Here is a 19,186-nt window from a genome sequence, read left to right as displayed (position 1 = left end):
GATTTGTCGCGCCCTGGGCTACCCTGCCTCGATGTTTTGCGAGGTCGACCATGCATATTCACATTCTCGGTATTTGCGGCACTTTCATGGGCTCGCTGGCGGTGCTGGCCAAGGAACTTGGCCACCGCGTCACCGGCTCGGACGCCAACGTCTATCCCCCGATGAGCACCCAGCTCGAAGCCCAGGGCATCGAGCTGACCCAAGGCTATGACCCGGCCCAGCTGGACCCGGCGCCAGACCTGGTGGTCATCGGCAACGCCATGTCGCGTGGCAACCCGGCGGTGGAATACGTGCTGAACAAGGGCCTGCCCTATGTTTCCGGCCCGCAGTGGCTGGCCGACCACGTGTTGCAGGGCCGCTGGGTGCTGGCCGTTGCCGGTACCCACGGCAAGACCACTACCAGCAGCATGCTGGCCTGGGTGCTGGAACATGCCGGCATGAGCCCGGGCTTCCTGATTGGCGGTGTGCCGCAGAACTTTTCGGTGTCGGCGCGCCTGGGCGATACGCCGTTCTTCGTGGTCGAAGCCGACGAGTACGACAGCGCCTTCTTCGACAAGCGTTCGAAGTTCGTCCACTACCACCCGCGCACGGCGATCCTCAACAACCTTGAGTTCGACCATGCGGACATCTTCCCCGACCTGGCCTCGATCGAGCGGCAGTTCCACCACCTGGTGCGCACTATCCCTAGCGAAGGCCTGGTCATCCACCCCACCACCGAGCTGGCGCTGGAGCGGGTGATCGGCATGGGTTGCTGGACCCCGGTGCAGACCACCGGCGAAGGTGGCCAGTGGCAAGCCCGTCTCCTCAGCCCCGACGGCTCGCGTTTCGAAGTGCTGTTCGACGGCGAAGCGCAGGGCGTGGTGGACTGGGCGCTGACTGGCCAGCACAACGTCGCCAACGCCCTGGCCACCCTGGCAGCGGCGCGCCATGTAGGCGTGATGCCAGCCATGGGCATCGAAGGCCTGAGCGCCTTCAAGAGCGTCAAGCGGCGCATGGAGAAGGTTGCCGAAGTGCAGGGCGTGACCATCTACGATGACTTCGCCCACCACCCGACCGCCATCGCCACCACCCTCGACGGCCTGCGCAAGCGCGTCGGCGAGGCCCCGGTGATCGCCGTGATCGAGCCGCGCTCCAACTCGATGAAGCTCGGTGCCCACCGTGACGGCCTGCCGGAAAGCGTCAACGACGCGGACCAGGTGATCTGGTACGCCCCGGCCAACCTTGGCTGGGACCTGGCTGCCACCGCCGCGCAATGCAAAGTGCCCAGCGTGGTGGCCGACAGCCTCGAAGCGATCATCGAGCGGGTCAAGGGCCAGGCTCGCCCAGGCACCCATGTGGTGATCATGAGCAACGGCGGCTTCGGCGGCCTGCACGGCAAGCTGGCCGAGGCACTGAAGTGAGCGGGCCGGAACGCATCACCCTGGCCATGACGGGCGCCTCTGGCGCTCAGTATGGCCTGCGCCTGCTCGACTGCCTGGTGCGTGAGGACCGCGAGGTGCACTTCCTGATCTCCAAGGCCGCGCAACTGGTGATGGCTACCGAGACGGACGTGGTGCTGCCGGCCAAGCCACAGGCGATGCAAGCCTTCCTCACCGAATATACCGGTGCTGCCGACGGGCAGATTCGCGTGTATGGCAAGGAGGACTGGATGTCGCCGGTGGCCTCGGGTTCCGGCGCCCCGGCGGCAATGGTGGTGGTGCCCTGTTCCACCGGCACGCTGTCGGCGATTGCCACCGGTGCCTGCAACAACCTGATCGAACGTGCTGCCGACGTTACCCTCAAGGAGCGTCGCCAGCTGATCCTGGTGCCGCGCGAAGCGCCGTTCTCCACCATCCACCTGGAGAACATGCTCAAACTGTCGCAGATGGGCGCGGTGATCCTGCCGGCGGCGCCGGGCTTTTATCACCAGCCGCAGACCATCGACGACCTGGTCGACTTCGTGGTGGCGCGCATTCTCAACCTGCTGAACATTCCCCAGGACATGTTGCCGCGCTGGGGTGAGCACCACTTCGGGGTGGATGATTGAAGCGAGCGCTGGCGGGTTTGCTGGCGCTGGTGCTGCTTGGTGGCTGCGCCACGGTGCGCACGCTGGATGCCAACAAGCCCGGGGCACCGGTGGTGTATGCCGGTACCCGGTTGGACTTGTATGTGATCAATGGCGGGTGCTGCCCGCGGGATCGTTACGGGGCTGATGCGCCGGCGTATCCGGGGCTGGACCTGCCGGGGAGCATGTTGCTCGATACTCTGTTGTTGCCGTTGTCGCTGCTCACAGCGGCCGGTGTTGGTTTTCAGGCCACCGGTGGCCTGTGAGGGCCCTTTCGCGGGCACGCCCGCTCCTACAGGGATCACTGTACCTGTGGGAGCGGGCGTGCCCGCGAAGAGGCCATCACAAGTGAAGCCTATTTCTTGCCCAACCTGCGCAACTCATCCGACTCCACAATCCGCACCCCGTCCTCTTCCTCCAGCGCCAGCCGCCACAGCGCCCGGGCCAAGGTACAAGCCTCGATCCCCCGATACTTCCCGGGTATCAGCTTGGCAAACGGCGAAGCCAACTGTTCGCCGAGCCGCGGCTGGACCCGCTCGCCCAGCAGCAACGATGGCCGCACGATAGTCAGCTGTGGCCAATCCTGGGCCTTGAGCGCCTCTTCCATCTCGCCCTTGACCCGGTTGTAGAAAACCGACGATTTCGGGTCGGCGCCCAAGGCACTGACCACCAGCAGATGCCGTGCGCCCAACTCCCGGGCGCGCTTGCTGAACGCCACCACCATGTCCAGATCCACCGCGCGGAAGGCCGATTCGGAACCGGCCTGCTTCAGCGTGGTGCCCAGGCAGCAATAGGCGATATCGACCCGCCCGGCCAGCTGTGGAAGGAACACCGCCGGGTCGCCTACCGGGTTTTCCAGGTGCGGGTGCTCGGCCAGTGGCCGGCGGGTTGGCGCCAGTACGCGGGTGATGGTGGGCTCGTTGAGCAGGCGGTCGAGCAGGTGTTCACCTGTCAGACCCGTGGCACCGGCAAGCAGGACATGCTGAGGCGTCAAATACATGATGTCTCTCCCTTGTTACACACAAGCTTAGTGGTTGCCGGGCGTTTGCGCCTGTTCCCCCACGTTGGCCTGTGCGGCGTTACGCAATGCTTCTTCGGCCTGTTGCCGGCGCAGGTGCTGCCAGTGCTCAAGCACATTCGGCGGCGCCCACAGCTGCGGTTCGGAGGCCTCGAAACCTTCCCTTTGTTCTCTTTCGGCAACGCTGGCGCGCGCCAGTTCAAACGCCTGTTTCAGGTCGTCGGTCTGGTTCAGCGCTTCGGCGAACAGGGCATCGCCGAAGTAGGTGAAATCGGCTTCTTCCGAGCAACCGAAGGACACGCGGTCGGCCCGGGCGGCGGTCATGATCACCGTGCGCTCGTCCTTGAGCGGGGCGATATAGCCCCCTGAATAGCACGCGGATATGACAATGACCTTGTCGCGGTCCTTCAGCGGTGCCAGGGCGCTGGCGAGTTCATCGGCGGACAGGTCGGCCAGCTGCAGGCGCGGCTGGTCGAACACCAGCTGGTGGTCGTGGCTGCCATGGCTGGTGAGGTAGATGAACACCAGGTCTTCGGGGCCGCTGCGCTCGGCCAGGGTGCGGGCGGCGCGGGTAAGGTTTTCACGCGTGGCCATGGGGCGGGTGGTCATGTGGTCGCGGTGGTTGACCAAGGTCACCTGGCCACGGGCGCCAAAGCGCACCTTGAGCATGTTGCTGACGTAGTCGGCTTCGCGCATGAACACGCTCTGCTGGCCATCGCCGCCTACCACCAGGCTGTACAGCTGGACTGCTGGCGCCGACCGCGGTACCCGGGTCAGCGCTTCGTCCAGCAAACGGCCCTGGTTGAGCAGTGCCAGGTCCAGCGGGTCGGGCAACAGTTTGCCGTTCTGGTCCCGTACGCGCACGCCGTTGCTCCAGGTGCCGCTTTCGACCTTGCCGTTGGTCATGATCAGCCGGCCCTGGCCGTGGTAGGCATCGTTGAGGAAGCCACCGATGTACTTGCTGCCGTCGGCCAGTTGCAGGCTGCCCTGGCCCGACAGGCGCCAGTCGGCGAAGGTGCCCTTGTAGTGGCTGCCATCGCTGCCCAGCAGTTCGCCTTCGCCGACCAGCGAGCCGTCCTTGAATTCGCCGATCCACACATCACCATCGGCGTTTTCGTAGCGGCCACGGCCTTCCAGGCGGTTGTCCTTGAACTCACCGATGTACTGCTCGCCGTCGACGCTGTCGTAGGTGCCGCTGCCTTCCAGCTGGCCGTTGATGAAGTGGCCGCTGAACTGGTTGCCGCTGGCATCGCTGCGCACCCCGGCACCGTTGGGCTTGCCCTTGGCGAACAGGCCCTGGTAGCGGCTGCCGTCGGCCAGTTCCAGCTCGCCGGCGCCTTCGTACAGGTCGTCCTTGAACTGGCCGCGGTAGGTCTGGTCGGCTTGCTTGAGGGTGCCTTCGCCGTCGCGGCGGCCGTGGCTGAAGGTGCCGGCATAGTGGCTGCCCGGGGTATTCAGCTCACCCAGCCCCTGGAACAGCCCTGCGGCGAACTGGCCGCGGTACACCTCGCCGTTGCGGCCGTGCCATTCGCCCTGGCCGTGCCATTGGCCGTCCTTGAAGGTACCGGCGTACCAGCTGCCGTTGGGATAGTCGATCCGTCCCTCGCCTTGCAGCAGGCCATCGACCACCTGCCCCCGGTACCGCCCACCGTCAGGCAGGCGCGCATCCGGCGGGAGCAGCGATTCGCCATCGCCGCAGGCGGCGAGCAGCAGGACCAGGGTGACGGGGAGCAGTGAACGCATGGCGAGAACCGGGCAATAGGTCTGCCGAGTATGACGCAGAATGGGATCCTGAAACAGCGAAGGCATGTGCTGGCGCAGCTCTCGAGCCTGCACTGCATCCAAAAGCTGGCACGGAACCTGTGGGAGCGGGCGTGCCCGCGAACACCGGCGAAGCCGGTGCCATCCACCGAGCTGCCTGATTCGCGGGCACGCCCGCTCCCACAGGTTCCGCGGGGACTTTCAACTTTGCGTAATACCTGTGAGAGCAACTGTCTTGCTCAATTTCAAAAAGCTGGCGCGATCCCTGTGGGAGCGGGCGTGCCCGCGAACACCGGCGGAGCCGGTGCCATCCACCGAGTTGCCTGCTTCGCGGGCACGCCCGCTCCCACAGGTTCCGTGTTGCCTTTGAGGTGCAATCAGCGCACGCCTGGCGAAACGATGATCTTCACGTTCTCCTCCTTGTTGTTGACCAACTCCTCGAAGCCCAGCTCGACAATCTGCTCCAGCCCGATCCGCCCGGTCACCAGCGGGCGAATGTCCAGCCTGCCGTCAGCGATGAAGGCAATCACATCGGCAAACTCGCCGTTGTACGCCAACGCTCCCAGCACCTGCTTTTCGGTGGACACCAGTTCGAAGAAGTTGAATTCGCTAGGCTCCTCGAATATCCCCACCAACACGCACTTGCCCGCCTTGCGGATGGTGTCGATAGCCAGCTTGGCCGTGTGCTTGTTGCCGATGCATTCAAAACTCACATCCGCCCCCAGCCCGGCAGTCAGCTTGCGAATTTCCGCCAGGGCGTCGCACTGGCTGGGGTCCAGCACCACGCTGGCGCCAACCTCTTTGGCCTTGGCCTTGCGTGCCGAGGACATTTCCAGGGCGATCACCTGCGCCGCGCCTGCCGCCTTGGCACACATGATGGTGCACAAACCGATAGTGCCGGCTCCAACTACCACCACCGTTTGGCCAAGCAGACTGCCGGCCTTCTTTACCGCATGCATGCCCACCGCCAGCGGTTCGATCAGCGCCCCGGCCTCTGCCGGGAAACCCTGCGGCAGCCGGTACAGCAGGTTGGCGGGCACGTTGACCAGTTCGGCAAAGGCGCCGTTGTTCATCAGGCCGGTGAAGGCCAGCCGCTCGCAGATGTTGTACAGGCCGTGGGTGCAGTAGTAGCAGGTGCCGCAATGCTGGCAGGCGTCCGCAGCCACCGGGTCACCGACGGCAAAACCTTCCACGCCTTCACCCAGCTTGGCGATCTGGCCGCAGAACTCGTGGCCGAGGATGCACTGGCCCTGGATGCCGGTCAGCGGGTGTGGTGCCTCCACCGGGATGAACACCGGGCCGGCGACGTATTCGTGCAGGTCGGAGCCGCAGATGCCGCACCAGTCCACCTTGATCTGTACCCAGCCGGGCGCAGGGTCGGCCGGCAGGGGCACCTGTTCGACGCGAATATCATTGCGGCCATGCCAGACGGCGGCACGCATGTGGGTGTGGCTCAGGTCATTCATTGTTGTTCTCCAGGCTCACGGAAAGGGCTTAGTGCTTGCGCAGGAACGCGAGCAGTTGCTGGTTGACCTGTTCGGCCGCCTCCATCTGCACCATGTGCCCAGCCTCGGGCAGCACCAGCACTTCAGCCTCCAGCCCTTCGGCATGGCTGGCCGGGATGATCGCGTCCTTGCCGCCCCACACCACCTGTGCCGGGTGCTGCCCCAGCACCCCGCGCAGGTCGTGGCGCTGCCGGTCGCCGTCGGCGATGGCCGATGCCAACAGGCGCAACGCGTCGTCCACCCCTTCCAGGCGCTTGAACTTGAGCATGTCCTCCAGCATCTGCCGGGTGACCAGTGCCGGGTCGGCAAACAGCTGCACCATCTGCGGCTTGAGGGCATTGCGGTTGGCGGCAGCGACGAAGCCTTGCAGGTACTGCCCGTTGATCGCCTCGCCCAGCCCGGCACTGGCCACCAGGCTCAGGCTGGCCACCCGCTGCGGCGCCAGGCGCGCCACGTTCAGGCTGACCGCGCCACCCATGGAGTGGCCGGCCAGGTGGGCCTTGGCGATGTCCAGGTGGTCGAGCAGGGCCAGCACGGTTTCGCTCAACTCATCCAGGTCGCCCCGTTGCAGGGCCTTGGCCGACTCGCCATGGCCCGGCAGGTCGAGGGCGATCACCCGTCGCTCGGCAGCCAGCGCCGGGTGGTTGAACAGCCAGTTGTTGAGGTCGCCGCCAAAACCGTGCACCAACACCAGTGGCGTGCCGCCTTCGCCCAGCTCGAACCAGCGCAGCAGGCGGCCCCCCACTTGCGCCTTCTGCGGGGCCGGCCCCTGGGCCTGGTCGGCGCCACCCTCGGCGACGAATTCGGCCTGGAAGCGCTGCACCACGGCATCGATTTCAGCCTCTTCGGCTTCGCCTTCCACCACCACCGCCAGCAGGGCACCGACCGGCAGGGTTTCATCCGGTTTGGCCACCTGGCGGCGCAACACTCCGCTGAACGGGGCTTCGACGCTGCTGCTGATCTTGTCGGTCTCGACGTCCAGCACCTCGTCGCCCTTGTTGATTTCGTCACCTTCCTGTTTCAGCCAGGTATCCACCCGGCCCTCGGTCATCGACAGGCCCCACTTGGGCATGGTCAGGGTATGGATCTGGCTCATGCGGCACTCCTTGCGGCTTCGATCACTTTGCGTACCGCAGCCTCGATCTTCGCCGCGTCAGGGATGTACAGGTCTTCCAGGGCATCGGAGAACGGCACGGGAGTATGCGGGGCGGTGACCATTTCGATCGGGCCCTTGAGCGCGCCGAAGGCCTTCTGTGCCACCAGCGCGCTGATGTCGGTGGCCATGGAGCAACGCGGGTTGGCTTCGTCGATCACCACCAGGCGGCCGGTCTTTTCCACGCTTTCCAGGATGCTGTCCTCATCCAGCGGGCTGGTGGTGCGCAGGTCCAGCAGCTCGCAGTCGATACCCTGGCGGGCCAGGTTGTTGGCTGCTTCCAGCGCCACATGCACCATGCGGCCATAGGTGACCAGGGTCACGTCGTCACCATCGCGCAGGAAGTTGGCTTCGCCGAACGGCACGGTGTAGACCTCTTCCGGTACCTCGCCTTGCATGCTGTACAGCAGCTTGTGCTCGCAGAAGATCACCGGGTCGTTGTCGCGGATCGCCTGAATCAACAGGCCCTTGGCATCGTACGGCGAGGACGGGCAGACCACCTTCAGGCCGGGAATGTGCGTCCACAGCGAGGTGAGCATCTGCGAGTGCTGGGCCGCCGCGCGCAGGCCGGCGCCGTACATGGTGCGCATCACCAGCGGGGTGACCGCCTTGCCGCCGAACATGTAGCGGAACTTGGCGGCCTGGTTGAGGATCTGGTCCAGGCAGCAGCCGGCGAAGTCGACGAACATCAGCTCGCACACCGGGCGCAGGCCCTGGGTGGCAGCACCAACGGCGGCGCCGACGTAGCCGATTTCCGACAGCGGCGCGTCGAGCACGCGCCCCGGGAACTGATGGTAAAGGCCCTTGGTCACGCCCAGCACGCCACCCCAGGCATCATCCTCGCCGGGGGCACCGGCGCCGCCGGCAACGTCTTCGCCAATGATGAACACCGTGTTGTCGCGGCGCATTTCCTGGGCCAGGGCTTCGTTGATGGCCTGCTGGTAGCTGATCTTTCTTGCCATGGTGATTCTCCTGTTGTTCTTGTAATCCGCGGCTCAGGGGTAGGCGACGTAGACGTCGGTGAGCAGGTCGGCGGGCTGTGGCTTGGGATCGGACTTGGCGCGGCGCACGGCGTCTTCGATCAGGTCTTCGACGCGGGCGTCGATGGCGTCCAGTTGCGCAGCCGTGAGCAGGCCGGCGCGGGTGGTCTTGTTGCGGAACTGCATGAGGCAGTCGCGGGATTCGCGCAGGTTCTTCACTTCGTCCGGGGCGCGGTAGGTTTGTGCATCGCCTTCGAAATGGCCGTAGTAGCGGCTGAGCTTGACCTCGATCAGCGACGGGCCTTGCCCGGAGCGTGCACGTTCGATGGCAGCACCGGCGGCTTCGTACACGGCAAAGAAATCGAAACCGTCGATGGTGACACCGGGCATGCCGAACCCGGCGGCGCGGTCGGCGATATGGTCGCAGGCAACCGACCAGGTCGAGGCGGTGGCTTCGGCGTAGCCGTTGTTCTCGGCCACGAAGATGCACGGCAGGTTCATGATCGAGGCCATGTTCATGGCTTCGAACACGGCGCCTTCGTTGGAAGCGCCATCGCCGAAGAAGGCCACCGATACATCGTCGCTGCCCTTGATCTTGGCCGCCAGCCCGGCCCCGGCCACCAGCGGTGCACCGGCACCGACGATGCCGTTGGCGCCGAGCATGCCTTTTTCCAGGTCGGCGATATGCATCGAACCGCCCTTGCCACCGCACACGCCGGTCTTCTTGCCGTAGATTTCGGCCATCATGCCGTACACATCCACGCCCTTGGCGATGCAGTGGCCATGGCCACGGTGGGTCGAGGCGATGCAGTCGCTGTCGCGCAGGTGGGCCATCACCCCGGCCGCGGAAGCCTCTTCGCCGGCATACAGGTGGACGAAGCCGGGGATCTCGCCGGTGGCGAACTCCACGTGCAGGCGTTCTTCGAAGGCGCGGATGGTGCGCATCACTTCATAGGCATGCAGCAATTGTTCGGTACTGAGTTGATTGGACATCTTGTAGTTCTCCAGGGTTGTCTCAACACGGGTTTGCAGGGTGCAACCGGTGGCCGCGCGGTACGGCCAGCAGGTGATGGCGGGCGGCATGCGCCAGCACGGCCTCGACATCCACGCTCAACGGGCCTTGGTGATCGAGGGTGATGGTGGGGGTGTCGTGCTCGGCGAATTCGATTTCGCGCTCGCCGTCCAATGCCAGGGTGCCGCTGGCCAGGCTCAGGCGATGGGCTACGCCGGGCGTCAGCGGGCCGCTGGCGGTGATGCCGCAGCCTTGCAGCAGGCCGGGTGCCAGCGGCGCCAGCAGCGCCTGCTCGGCGCCGGGGTTCAGGCGTACCCAGGCGCCGTGCGGGTCCTGGCGCGAGACTGGGCACCACAGGCCGCACAGGGCCGAGAGGCCAATGGCATGGGGTTCAGCGAAACAGGCGAAGACTTCACAAAGGTCCTCGCTGCGGCTCAGTGCCCGAGCGCCGATGAAACGCTGGGGCGACACCGCCACCTCCACCAGGGCCCATTCGGCAAGCTGTTGTTCGGGCACCTTAACCAGCAGGCGCTTGTTGCGGCGCAGGCCGATGCTGGCCGGTACCCGGCCGCTGGCAAGCAGGCCACCGGCCAGGCCGGCGCTGGTGGCCTCGCGCAGTTCGGGGAAGGCATTGTTGGTGCCGGTGGACAAGGTCAGCAGCGGTACGTCACCGGCCTCGGCAGCGACTGCCTTGTGGGTGCCGTCGCCGCCAAGCACGGCGATCATCGCCACACCGCGTTCGACCATGCGGCGGGTGGCCAGGCGGGTATCGGCAACGGTCTGGGTCAGTGGCAGGTCGAGTATTTTGATGGCAGGCCAGTGCTGGTCACGGGCGACCGGGCCCTGGCTGGCCTTGAGCACGGCGGCGGCAATGCCGGTCATGTCACTGGGCAGCAGCACCTGACCGATGCCGGTGGCACCGAAGGCGGCCAGCAGGCGCTGGATCGCCGAAGCCTTGTCGGTGCTCGAATAGAGCCCGGCGTTGGCGGTCAGGCGGCGCAGGTCGCGGCCAGAGGCAGGGTTGGCAATGATCCCGATGGTCGGGGCGGGTAGCGGCATGGCGCACCTCGTATTTTTTGTTTGCCAGGGCAGGAGCAAGCGCGGTGCCAGCTTTTTTTAGATTGGCTGAAGTGGCTGCAATAGAGCGGTTTGCTTGCGCTTCGGCAGGGGCTGATGGTTTGGCTGGCGAGACGCCCGGTGCCAGTGCGGGGCCGACGTTGCCGAGACGCTGAGACGCTGCGTCTCAAGCCGGCCGGTAATCACGCAGTGCTTGTCGGGGCATGCCCGGAAGCGCTTAATGGCCGGACAACGATAAAAACAGCAACGAGAACCGGAGGGCCTGAATGCTTGCCGCGAACTCCCGAGCCCATGTCGACTGCGTCAGCAGGGTGCTGAAGAATGCCGACCGCCTGCCGCAGGCGCCGGTGCCACCGCTGATTCTCGATTCATGGCGCCGTTCCATGGAGCTGTACCGCCTCGACCCCGGGTCCCAGCAGGGGCCGCGCATCTTGTCCCAAAGCCTGCTCAACGAGTGCCGTGAGCGCGCCGAACTGTTCCTGCGTATCGCCAGCGATGCCGTGGCCCGCCTGCATGAACGGGTGCGCGATGCCGACTACTGCGTGCTGCTCACCGATGCCTTGGGGCGCACCATCGATTACCGGGTCGAGTCGGCCATCCGCAACGACTGCCGCAAGGCCGGGCTGTACCTGGGCACCTGCTGGTCGGAGGGCGAGGAGGGCACCTGCGGCGTGGCGGCGGTGTTGACCAGCAAGGCGCCGGTCACGGTACACAAGCGCGACCACTTCCGCGCTGCGTTCATTGGCCTGACCTGTACGGCGGCACCGGTGTTCGACCCGTTGGGCGAGTTGCTGGGCGTGGTGGATGTCTCGGCCTTGCAGTCGCCGGATGATCGCCGCAGCCAGCACCTGATCCGCCAACTGGTCGAGCAGACTGCCCGCGAGATCGAAAATGCCTTCTTCATGCACAGTGCCCAAGGCCATTGGGTGATGCGTGCCCATGGCACGCCGGGCTATGTGGAAAGCCAGCCCGACTACCTGCTGGCCTGGGATGGCGATGGCCGCCTGCAGGCGATCAACAGCCTGGCGCGCCAGCGGCTGGTGGAGCACCTGGGGCGTTTGCCCGAGCACATTGGCGAGCTGTTCGACATGGACCAGCTGCGCCGCGTGAACGCATCGTCTGCACAGCGCCTGCCGGGCCTGGGTGGGCTGTACGGCCGGGTCAGCGCACCCCGCCAGCGCCAGCGTGCGCAGCCGTTGCGCCAGGCCCAGGACGCCCGCATCGAGCAGCATCTGCGCCTGGCCACGCGGGTCAAGGACTGCAACCTGGCGGTGCTTGTGCAAGGCGAGACGGGGGCCGGCAAAGAGGTATTCGCCCGCCAGCTGCATCAGCAAAGCCTGCGTCGCGATGGCCCGTTCGTCACCCTGAACTGCGCGGCCATTCCGGAAAGCCTGATCGAGAGCGAGCTGTTCGGCTATGTGGCCGGGGCCTTCACCGGGGCTTCCAGCAAAGGCATGCAGGGGCTGTTGCAGCAGGCCGATGGCGGCACGTTGTTCCTCGACGAAATAGGCGACATGCCGCTGAACCTGCAAACCCGGTTGCTGCGCGTGCTGGCCGAGGGTGAAGTGGCGCCGCTGGGCGCGGCGCGGCGGGAGCGGGTGGATATCCAGGTGATTTGCGCGACCCACCGTGATTTGGCGGCGATGGTGGAGGATGGGCGTTTTCGTGAGGACCTGTACTTCCGCCTGGCCAATGCCCGCTTCGAGTTGCCGCCGCTGCGCGAGCGTGAGGACCGCTTGGGGTTGATTCACCAGTTGCTGGCCGAGGAAGCCGAGGCCTGCGGGGTCGAGGTGGTGTTGGCGGATGATGCGCTGCAGGCGCTGCTGGTTTACCGCTGGCCGGGGAACTTGCGCCAGCTGCGGCAGGTGTTGCGCTATGCCTGTGCGGTGAGCGAGGGCGGGCGGGTACAGGTGCAGGACCTGCCGCAGGAAGTACGTGGCGAGGTGGTCGCTTCGGCGGAAAGCAGCATGTCTTGTCCGGCCCGGCAGTTGCTGCTGGATGCGCTGATCCGCCATCGCTGGAAGCCGGCCGATGCGGCGCGGGCTTTGGGGATATCGCGGGCGACCTTGTACCGGCGGGTGCATGAGCACCACATCGAGATGCCGCGGATGAAGGGGTAGGGCCCGGGGGCTGCTTTGCAGCCCAATCGCCGGCAAGCCAGCTCCCACCTCGACCGCATAGACCTCAAGCCGTGTGCAATCCCTGTGGGAGCTGGCTTGCCGGCGATGAGGCCCTGACAGGCAATAAAAAACCCCGGAACAAGTCCGGGGTTTTCAGTACATCACACTACGCGATCACTCCTGGCTCCCACCTCGACCGCATAGACCTCAAGCCGTGTGCAATCCCTGTGGGAGCTGGCTTGCCGGCGATGAGGCCCTGACAGGCAATAAAAAACCCCGGCACAAGTCCGGGGTTTCGGTACATCACACTACGCGATCACTCCTGGCTAGCCAGTTTGTGCTCGAGGTAGTGAATGTTGACGCCGCCTTTGCAGAAACCTTCATCACGCACCAGGTCGCGGTGCAGCGGGATGTTGGTCTTGATGCCGTCGACGACGATCTCGTCCAGGGCATTGCGCATGCGCGCCATGGCTTCGTCGCGGTCCTTGCCGTAGGTGATCAGCTTGCCGATCAGCGAGTCGTAGTTCGGCGGAACCGAGTAACCGCTGTACAGGTGCGAATCCACACGCACGCCGTTGCCGCCCGGGGCGTGGAAGTGCTTCACCTTGCCTGGGCTCGGGATGAACTTCTTCGGGTCTTCGGCGTTGATACGGCATTCCAGCGCATGGCCACGGATGACCACGTCTTCCTGGCGGAACGACAGCTTGTTGCCAGCGGCGATGCTCAGCATCTCCTTGACGATGTCGATACCGGTCACCATCTCCGACACCGGGTGCTCAACCTGCACGCGGGTGTTCATCTCGATGAAGTAGAAGCGGCCGTTCTCGTACAGGAACTCGAAAGTACCCGCACCACGGTAGCCGATCTCGATGCACGCATCGACGCAGCGCTTGAACACTTCCTGACGGGCTTTCTCGTCGATGCCCGGGGCTGGCGCTTCTTCCAGTACCTTCTGGTGACGGCGCTGCAGCGAGCAGTCACGGTCGCCCAGGTGGATGGCGTTGCCCTGGCCGTCGGACAGTACCTGTACTTCCACGTGACGTGGGTTGGTCAGGAACTTCTCCAGGTAGACCATCGGGTTGCCGAAGGCTGCACCGGCTTCGGTACGGGTGAGCTTGGCCGAGGAAATCAGGTCCTCTTCCTTGTGCACCACGCGCATGCCGCGACCACCACCGCCACCGGCGGCCTTGATGATCACCGGGTAGCCGACGTCACGAGCAATCGCCAGGGCGACTTCTTCATCTTCCGGCAGCGGGCCATCGGAGCCCGGTACGGTCGGTACGCCCGACTTGATCATCGCGTCCTTGGCCGAAACCTTGTCGCCCATCAGGCGAATGGTGTCGGCTTTCGGGCCGATGAAGGCGAAACCGGATTTTTCCACCTGCTCGGCGAAGTCGGCGTTTTCCGCCAGGAAGCCATAGCCCGGGTGGATCGCGGTGGCGCCGGTCACTTCGGCGGCAGCGATGATCGCCGGGATATGCAGGTAGGAATCCTTGGACGATGCAGGGCCGATGCAGACCGACTCGTCTGCCAGGCCCAGGTGCATCAGTTCACGGTCGGCAGTGGAGTGCACGGCGACGGTCTTGATGCCCAGCTCTTTGCAGGCACGCAGGATCCGCAGGGCAATTTCCCCGCGGTTGGCGATCAGGACTTTTTCGAGCTTCCCAGACATCGTTGGCTCTCCGCGATTCAAACGACGGTGAACAGCGGCTGGTCGAACTCAACCGGCTGGCCGTCTTCTACCAGGATGGCGTCGATGACACCGCCAACATCGGCTTCGATGTGGTTCATCATCTTCATGGCTTCGACGATGCACAGGGTGTCGCCTTTCTTCACGCTCTGGCCAACTTCAGCGAAGTTCGGCGAGGTCGGCGAAGGCTTGCGGTAGAAGGTACCTACCATCGGCGAGCGGATCACGGTGCCTTTCAGGGCCGGGGCAGCGGCAGCGGCTTCAGCGGCCGGAGCGGCAGCGGCGACCGGGGCAGCAACAGGGGCAGCGGCTACCGGAGCCGGTGCGAAGTACTGCTGGGCAGCTGGGGTCTTGCTGTGACGGCTGATACGGACCGACTCTTCGCCTTCCTTGATCTCCAGTTCGTCGATGCCAGACTCTTCCAGCAGCTCGATCAGTTTCTTGACTTTACGGATATCCATTAATCATCAACTCCCAAAGGTTCGGTCAGGGGGCGAAATACAAAAAAACGTATCTGAAACGTTTCTCTCGAACCCTGGCCCACTGAGGCCAGGGTTTTCATCATTTGGGCTGTGCGTTGGCAGCCAGTTGTTCCAGCGCGGACTCCAGGGCCAGGCGATAACCGCTGGCGCCCAGGCCGCAAATCACCCCTACGGCAACATCGGAAAAGTAGGAGTGGTGGCGGAACGGTTCGCGTTTGTGCACGTTGGACAAGTGCACTTCGATGAATGGGATGCTCACCGCAAGCAATGCGTCACGTAATGCGACGCTTGTGTGGGTGAAAGCAGCCGGATTGATCAGGATGAAGTCCACACCCTCGTTGCGTGCGGCGTGAATGCGGTCGATCAGTTCGTATTCGGCGTTGCTCTGCAGGTACTGCAGATGGTGGCCTGCGGCGCGGGCACGTTGCTCCAGGTCCTGGTTGATCTGGGCCAGGGTCACGGCGCCGTAGTGGCCAGGCTCGCGGGTACCGAGCAGGTTGAGGTTGGGGCCGTGGAGCACCAGTAGCGTTGCCATCTGCGGATTCCTTGGATTTGTAGGGCAATTCGACACAGCGCGGCGAGTGTGCCGTAAAGCGACGGCAAGTGTCCAGTTCCCGGCAATAGCCAGCACGATGTCCGAGGTTCGCGCGAAGTATGTGACCAAATAATTAAATTTGGTCACTGATTTCAGGATTTTTCACAGCTCGCGGGAAGTTATAGACCGACTTTGCCGCGCACGCGTGTCAGAATTTGCGCGAATTCATCGGCATTTATCTCGCCAATGACCCGATCAGCGGTTATTTCGCTACCGTTCGCGGCAAAGAACAACAGGGCGGGAGGGCCGAACAGCTGGTAGCGGTCGAGCAGGCTGCGTTGTTCGGCATTGCTTTCGGTGATGTCGAAACGCAGCAGCTTGAAGCCAGCCAGTTGCGCTTGCACCTGCGGGGCGGTGAGCACCTCGCGCTCGATCACCTTGCAGCTGATGCACCAGTCGGCGTACCAGTCCAGCAGTACCGGCTGGCCGGCCGCCTTGGCCTGGGCCAGGGCTGCGTCCAGTGCGGCGGGGGTAGTGATGGTCTGCCAGCTATCCGCCTGCACCGCCGGCCCGTTGCCGGTGGCCACAAGGGTTGCCGGCGGCAGCGGGCGCAGTGGGTCGCCGTGGCCGCTGAGGGCGCCGTACCAGCAGGCCAGGGCGTACACCAGCAGGGCCAGGCCGAGCAGTTGGGCCAGGCGCTGGCGCGCGGTCTTGACGACAAACTCGAGGGCACCGAGGAACAGCGCCACGCCAGCGGCGAGGAAACCGACCAGCAGCAAGGTCAGCGGGCCTGGCAGCACACGGCTGAGCAAGCCGATGGCCAAGCCCAGCAGCAGGACGCCGATGGCGTTCTTCACCGTGTTCAGCCAAGGGCCGCTTTTCGGCAGCCACGCCGCGCCACCGGTAGCCACCAGCAGCAATGGTGCGCCCATGCCCAGGCCCAGGGCGAACAGCTTGAGTGCGCCGCCCAGGGCATCGCCGCTGGCGCTGATGTACAGCAACGCACCGGCCAGCGGCGCCGACACACAGGGCGAAACCAGCAGGCTGGAAAGTACGCCCAGTATTGCCGCGCCCAGCAGCGAGCCGCCCCGGGTGTGGCTGGCGACATTGTTCAGGCGGTTGCTCAGGGCTTGCGGCAGTTTCAGTTCGAACAGGCCGAACATGGCCAGGGCGAACACCACGAAGAACAGCGCGAAGGGCACCAGCACCCAGGCCGACTGCAGGCGCGCCTGCAGGTTCAGGCCGGCGCCGAACAACCCCATCAGGGCGCCGAGTACCGCGAAGCTGGCTGCCATCGGCAGCACGTAGGCCAGCGACAGCGCCAGCCCGCGCAGGCCGCCGGCCTGGCCACGCAGCACCACGCCGGAGAGGATCGGCAGCATCGGCAGCACGCAGGGGGTGAACGTCAGGCCCACCCCGGCGAGGAAGAACAGCAGCAGCGACTTCCAGGTCCAGGCGTGTTCACCGCTGGCCGGGGTGCTTGCGCCGCCTTCGCCATCGATGCTCAGGCGTGCGGTTTCCGGTGGGTAGCACAGGCCTTTGTCGGCGCACCCCTGGTAGCCCACCAGCAGGGTGAAGGCACGCGGGTCGTTGCGCGGCAGCTCGATATCGAGCACGCCGTGGTATACCTCGACATCACCGAAGAACTCATCGTGCTTGGCCTCGCCCTTGGGGATATTTGGTGTGCCCAGGGCAATGTCGGCCGGTTCGGTGCGGAACTGGAAACGGTGGCGATAGAGGTAGTAGCCGTCGGTAGCGACGAAGCGCAGCTTGATGGTTTGCGCATCGGCCTGGACCAGGCTGAGCTTGAAGGCCTCGTGTACCGGCAGGAAGTCGGCGTTGTTGGCCAGCGAAGCTGCGCCGAGGGTGGCGCTGGGGCGGTTGTCGAGCAGGCCTGTGGCGAAGGCAGGGCTGGCCAGCAGCAGGAACAGCAGGAAAAACAGGCGGCGCATGGCGGACTCGCGAGGTGGAACGTGCTGGGCATGATAGCGGAGTTGGTGCAGGTTGGGGCCATGCGGGTGGCGGGGGCGACACATGGCCGCTGGCTCATGTGCTGCCTGTGCCGGCCTCTTCGCGGGCATGCCCGCTCCCACCTCGACCGCATAAACCTCAAGACATGCGCTATCCCTGTGGGAGCGGGTTTACCCGCGAAGAGGCCGGCACAGGCCAGCCTAGACTCTGAAGGCCCGCACCGCCCGGTTCAGTTCACCGCCCAGGCTCAGCAACTGCTCGCCTTGCTCGCGCCCCTCGCCAATGCGCTGCAGGTTGTCCTCACCCAGCTCGTGAATCCGCTCGCTGTGGTCGCGAATCTCGCTCACGGCACCACTCTGCTGCGCCGTGACATCGGCAATCCGCACCGCAGTGTCCGAAATGGTGCGAATGGCACAGACAATCTCGTCCAGCGCCCCATCCGCCGCCTGGGCCTGGTTGGCCGTGGCCTCGGCATGCTCAAGCTGCGCACGCATCCCGGCCACCGAACTTCTGGCTGCCTGCTGCAAGCGGTCGATCAGTGCCTGAATCTCGCCGGTCGCCCCGGTGGTGCGCTGTGCCAGCGAACGCACCTCATCGGCCACCACGGCAAAACCACGGCCCATCTCACCGGCGCGGGCCGCTTCGATCGCGGCATTCAGCGCCAGCAGGTTGGTCTGCTCGGCAATCGAGCGGATCACCGTCAGCACGCCGCCGATGGTGGCCGACTCCTCCGCCAGTTGTTCGATCATGCGGGCGTTGCCCTGCACCTCGTCGACCAGCTCACGCAAGCCCGACAGGCTCTGGCCGATCACCGCCTGGCCCTGCTCCACTGCACGCCCGGCATCGCGGCTGGCGTCGGCTGCGGCACTGGCGTCGCCAGCTACTTGCTGGATGGTCGCTTCCAGCTCACCCAAGGCATCGCGGATCTGCCCGGTGTCGCCGGCCTGGCGTTCGGCGCCGTCATGCAGGGCGGCGCTCATGCCGGCCAGGGCGTGGCTGCTGCCAGCCACCTGCTCGGCGTTGTGGCGGATGGTGCCGACCAGCTCCACCAGGTACTGGCGCAGGCGGTTGAGCGATTCCTGGATGTCGCGCAGTTCGCGGTTGGTCCTGCCCAGGGCGATGGCCTCGGCGAAGTCACCCTCGGCCCAGCGCGACAGGGCCGGGGCCAGGCCGGTCAGGGTGCGCGCCAGGCGGCGTTGCAAGGTGTCGATCAGCAGGGCGATAAGCAGGATCAGGCCGATCATCAGGCCCTGGATGATGCGCACTTCGCCGGCAATTTTCGCATGCTGGCCGCGTACCTCGGGCTCCAGTGCCGCAATGGCCTGTTGCACGGCCTCCAGGCGTTGGCCGGTGCTGGCCGCCAGGGCGACGCGGCGCTCGATCTGTTCGCGGGTGCGCTGCAGTTCCGCCGGGTAGCGGCCGAGCAGGCTCTGCAGTTCGCGCTTGAGGCCGACGGCAATGTCCTCCTGCTGGGCGCTGGCCTGGGTTTCCAGGCCCATCATCGCGGCGAAGTCGTCGGCACCGGATTCGGCGCTACGGGTTACGCCCAGCAAGGGCAAGGCGTCGATCGCCTGGGCCTGGGCACGGATCAGTTGCAGCTCGCGCTCCACTTCGTCGGCCAGCTCCGGGCGGCCGCTGCTGACCAGCTTGTCCCGGGCCAGCGACAGGCGACCGAGGTGCACGGTGGCGTCGAGCAGTGGCACCAGGTAGCGGTTGGCGTCGGCGCTGCCGCTGTCGCGGGCGTAGCCGGCCAGTTGTTCGAAGTTGGCGCCCAGTTCCCGCTCGGCCTGCAGCAGCAGGGCTTGCGGGTCGCCGGCCAGCTTGCCGGCGGCCAGCAG

General features: G+C 65.4%; 16 protein-coding genes. 4 read left to right on the top strand and 12 right to left on the bottom strand.

Annotation, left to right across the window (positions count from 1 at the left end; all coding sequences use genetic code 11):
* Positions 1 to 50: 50 nt before the first annotated feature.
* Genes mpl through CAG34_RS19745 form a run of 3 tightly spaced genes read left to right on the top strand, consistent with a single transcriptional unit; the run spans position 51 to position 2,310 of the window.
* A complete protein-coding gene (mpl, locus tag CAG34_RS19755) occupies positions 51 to 1,400 on the top strand; it encodes a UDP-N-acetylmuramate:L-alanyl-gamma-D-glutamyl-meso-diaminopimelate ligase (RefSeq protein WP_085591952.1) in 1,350 nt (449 codons plus the stop codon).
* Positions 1,397 to 2,026, top strand: coding sequence for a flavin prenyltransferase UbiX (gene ubiX, locus CAG34_RS19750; protein WP_013970698.1), 630 nt, complete (start codon positions 1,397 to 1,399; stop codon positions 2,024 to 2,026). Before mpl ends, ubiX begins: the two co-directional genes overlap by 4 nt.
* Positions 2,023 to 2,310: a YceK/YidQ family lipoprotein gene (locus CAG34_RS19745; protein WP_085591950.1), complete on the top strand. Its 288-nt coding sequence runs from the start codon at positions 2,023 to 2,025 to the stop codon at positions 2,308 to 2,310. The genes ubiX and CAG34_RS19745 overlap by 4 nt, the downstream gene beginning before the upstream one ends.
* An 89-nt stretch (positions 2,311 to 2,399) precedes the next feature.
* Here CAG34_RS19745 and CAG34_RS19740 read toward each other — a convergent pair whose 3' ends face one another.
* From CAG34_RS19740 to CAG34_RS19700, 7 genes are all read right to left on the bottom strand, one after another.
* A complete protein-coding gene (locus CAG34_RS19740; protein ID WP_085591948.1) occupies positions 2,400 to 3,044 on the bottom strand; it encodes an oxidoreductase in 645 nt (214 codons plus the stop codon).
* A 27-nt stretch (positions 3,045 to 3,071) separates the two neighbouring features.
* Positions 3,072 to 4,805, bottom strand: a complete 1,734-nt coding sequence (locus CAG34_RS19735) for a C13 family peptidase (protein WP_085591946.1) — start codon at positions 4,803 to 4,805, stop codon at positions 3,072 to 3,074.
* Positions 4,806 to 5,200: 395 nt separating this feature from the next.
* Positions 5,201 to 6,265, bottom strand: a complete 1,065-nt coding sequence (locus CAG34_RS19720) for a 2,3-butanediol dehydrogenase (protein WP_230386520.1) — start codon at positions 6,263 to 6,265, stop codon at positions 5,201 to 5,203.
* A gap of 52 nt (positions 6,266 to 6,317) precedes the next feature.
* The gene (locus CAG34_RS19715) at positions 6,318 to 7,424 is read right to left on the bottom strand and encodes an acetoin dehydrogenase dihydrolipoyllysine-residue acetyltransferase subunit (RefSeq protein WP_085591940.1); all 1,107 of its coding nucleotides are present in this window, start codon (positions 7,422 to 7,424) and stop codon (positions 6,318 to 6,320) included.
* Complete coding sequence (locus tag CAG34_RS19710) at positions 7,421 to 8,443, bottom strand: alpha-ketoacid dehydrogenase subunit beta (protein WP_085591938.1); 1,023 nt, start codon at positions 8,441 to 8,443, stop codon at positions 7,421 to 7,423. The genes CAG34_RS19715 and CAG34_RS19710 overlap by 4 nt, the downstream gene beginning before the upstream one ends.
* A gap of 33 nt (positions 8,444 to 8,476) precedes the next feature.
* Positions 8,477 to 9,454 (bottom strand): thiamine pyrophosphate-dependent dehydrogenase E1 component subunit alpha, encoded by a 978-nt coding sequence (locus CAG34_RS19705; protein ID WP_085592049.1) that lies wholly within the window; start codon positions 9,452 to 9,454, stop codon positions 8,477 to 8,479.
* Positions 9,455 to 9,476: 22 nt separating this feature from the next.
* Positions 9,477 to 10,532, bottom strand: coding sequence for an ATP-NAD kinase family protein (locus tag CAG34_RS19700; RefSeq protein ID WP_085591936.1), 1,056 nt, complete (start codon positions 10,530 to 10,532; stop codon positions 9,477 to 9,479).
* A 284-nt stretch (positions 10,533 to 10,816) separates the two neighbouring features.
* Here CAG34_RS19700 and CAG34_RS19695 point away from each other — a divergent pair, with 284 nt between their 5' ends.
* Positions 10,817 to 12,670 carry a sigma-54-dependent Fis family transcriptional regulator gene (locus CAG34_RS19695; RefSeq protein ID WP_085591934.1) on the top strand — a complete coding sequence of 618 codons (1,854 nt, stop codon included), beginning with the start codon at positions 10,817 to 10,819 and terminating at the stop codon, positions 12,668 to 12,670.
* Positions 12,671 to 12,986: 316 nt separating this feature from the next.
* On the opposite strand, the gene accC is transcribed toward CAG34_RS19695, so the two are convergent.
* The 5 genes from accC to CAG34_RS29510 all read right to left on the bottom strand — a co-directional run bounded on the left by accC (position 12,987) and on the right by CAG34_RS29510 (position 18,328).
* Entirely contained in the window at positions 12,987 to 14,342 is a 1,356-nt protein-coding gene (gene accC, locus CAG34_RS19690) for an acetyl-CoA carboxylase biotin carboxylase subunit (protein WP_003257054.1), read from the bottom strand.
* A gap of 17 nt (positions 14,343 to 14,359) precedes the next feature.
* Positions 14,360 to 14,821: an acetyl-CoA carboxylase biotin carboxyl carrier protein gene (gene accB / locus CAG34_RS19685; protein ID WP_075044486.1), complete on the bottom strand. Its 462-nt coding sequence runs from the start codon at positions 14,819 to 14,821 to the stop codon at positions 14,360 to 14,362.
* A 100-nt stretch (positions 14,822 to 14,921) separates the two neighbouring features.
* Positions 14,922 to 15,377 (bottom strand): type II 3-dehydroquinate dehydratase, encoded by a 456-nt coding sequence (aroQ, locus tag CAG34_RS19680; protein WP_003255330.1) that lies wholly within the window; start codon positions 15,375 to 15,377, stop codon positions 14,922 to 14,924.
* Positions 15,378 to 15,556: 179 nt separating this feature from the next.
* Positions 15,557 to 17,329 carry a protein-disulfide reductase DsbD gene (locus CAG34_RS19675; RefSeq protein ID WP_085592047.1) on the bottom strand — a complete coding sequence of 591 codons (1,773 nt, stop codon included), beginning with the start codon at positions 17,327 to 17,329 and terminating at the stop codon, positions 15,557 to 15,559.
* 219 nt (positions 17,330 to 17,548) lie between these two features.
* Positions 17,549 to 18,328, bottom strand: a complete 780-nt coding sequence (locus tag CAG34_RS29510; protein WP_371053098.1) for a methyl-accepting chemotaxis protein — start codon at positions 18,326 to 18,328, stop codon at positions 17,549 to 17,551.
* Positions 18,329 to 19,186: the final 858 nt, after the last annotated feature.

Origin of the sequence: Pseudomonas sp. B14(2017) (genome assembly GCF_002113255.1) — a bacterium.
Taxonomy (GTDB): Bacteria; Pseudomonadota; Gammaproteobacteria; order Pseudomonadales; family Pseudomonadaceae; genus Aquipseudomonas; species Aquipseudomonas putida_Z.
The sequence above is the reverse complement of the archived record's forward strand: the minus strand, read 5'-3'. Positions and strand labels throughout refer to the sequence as shown.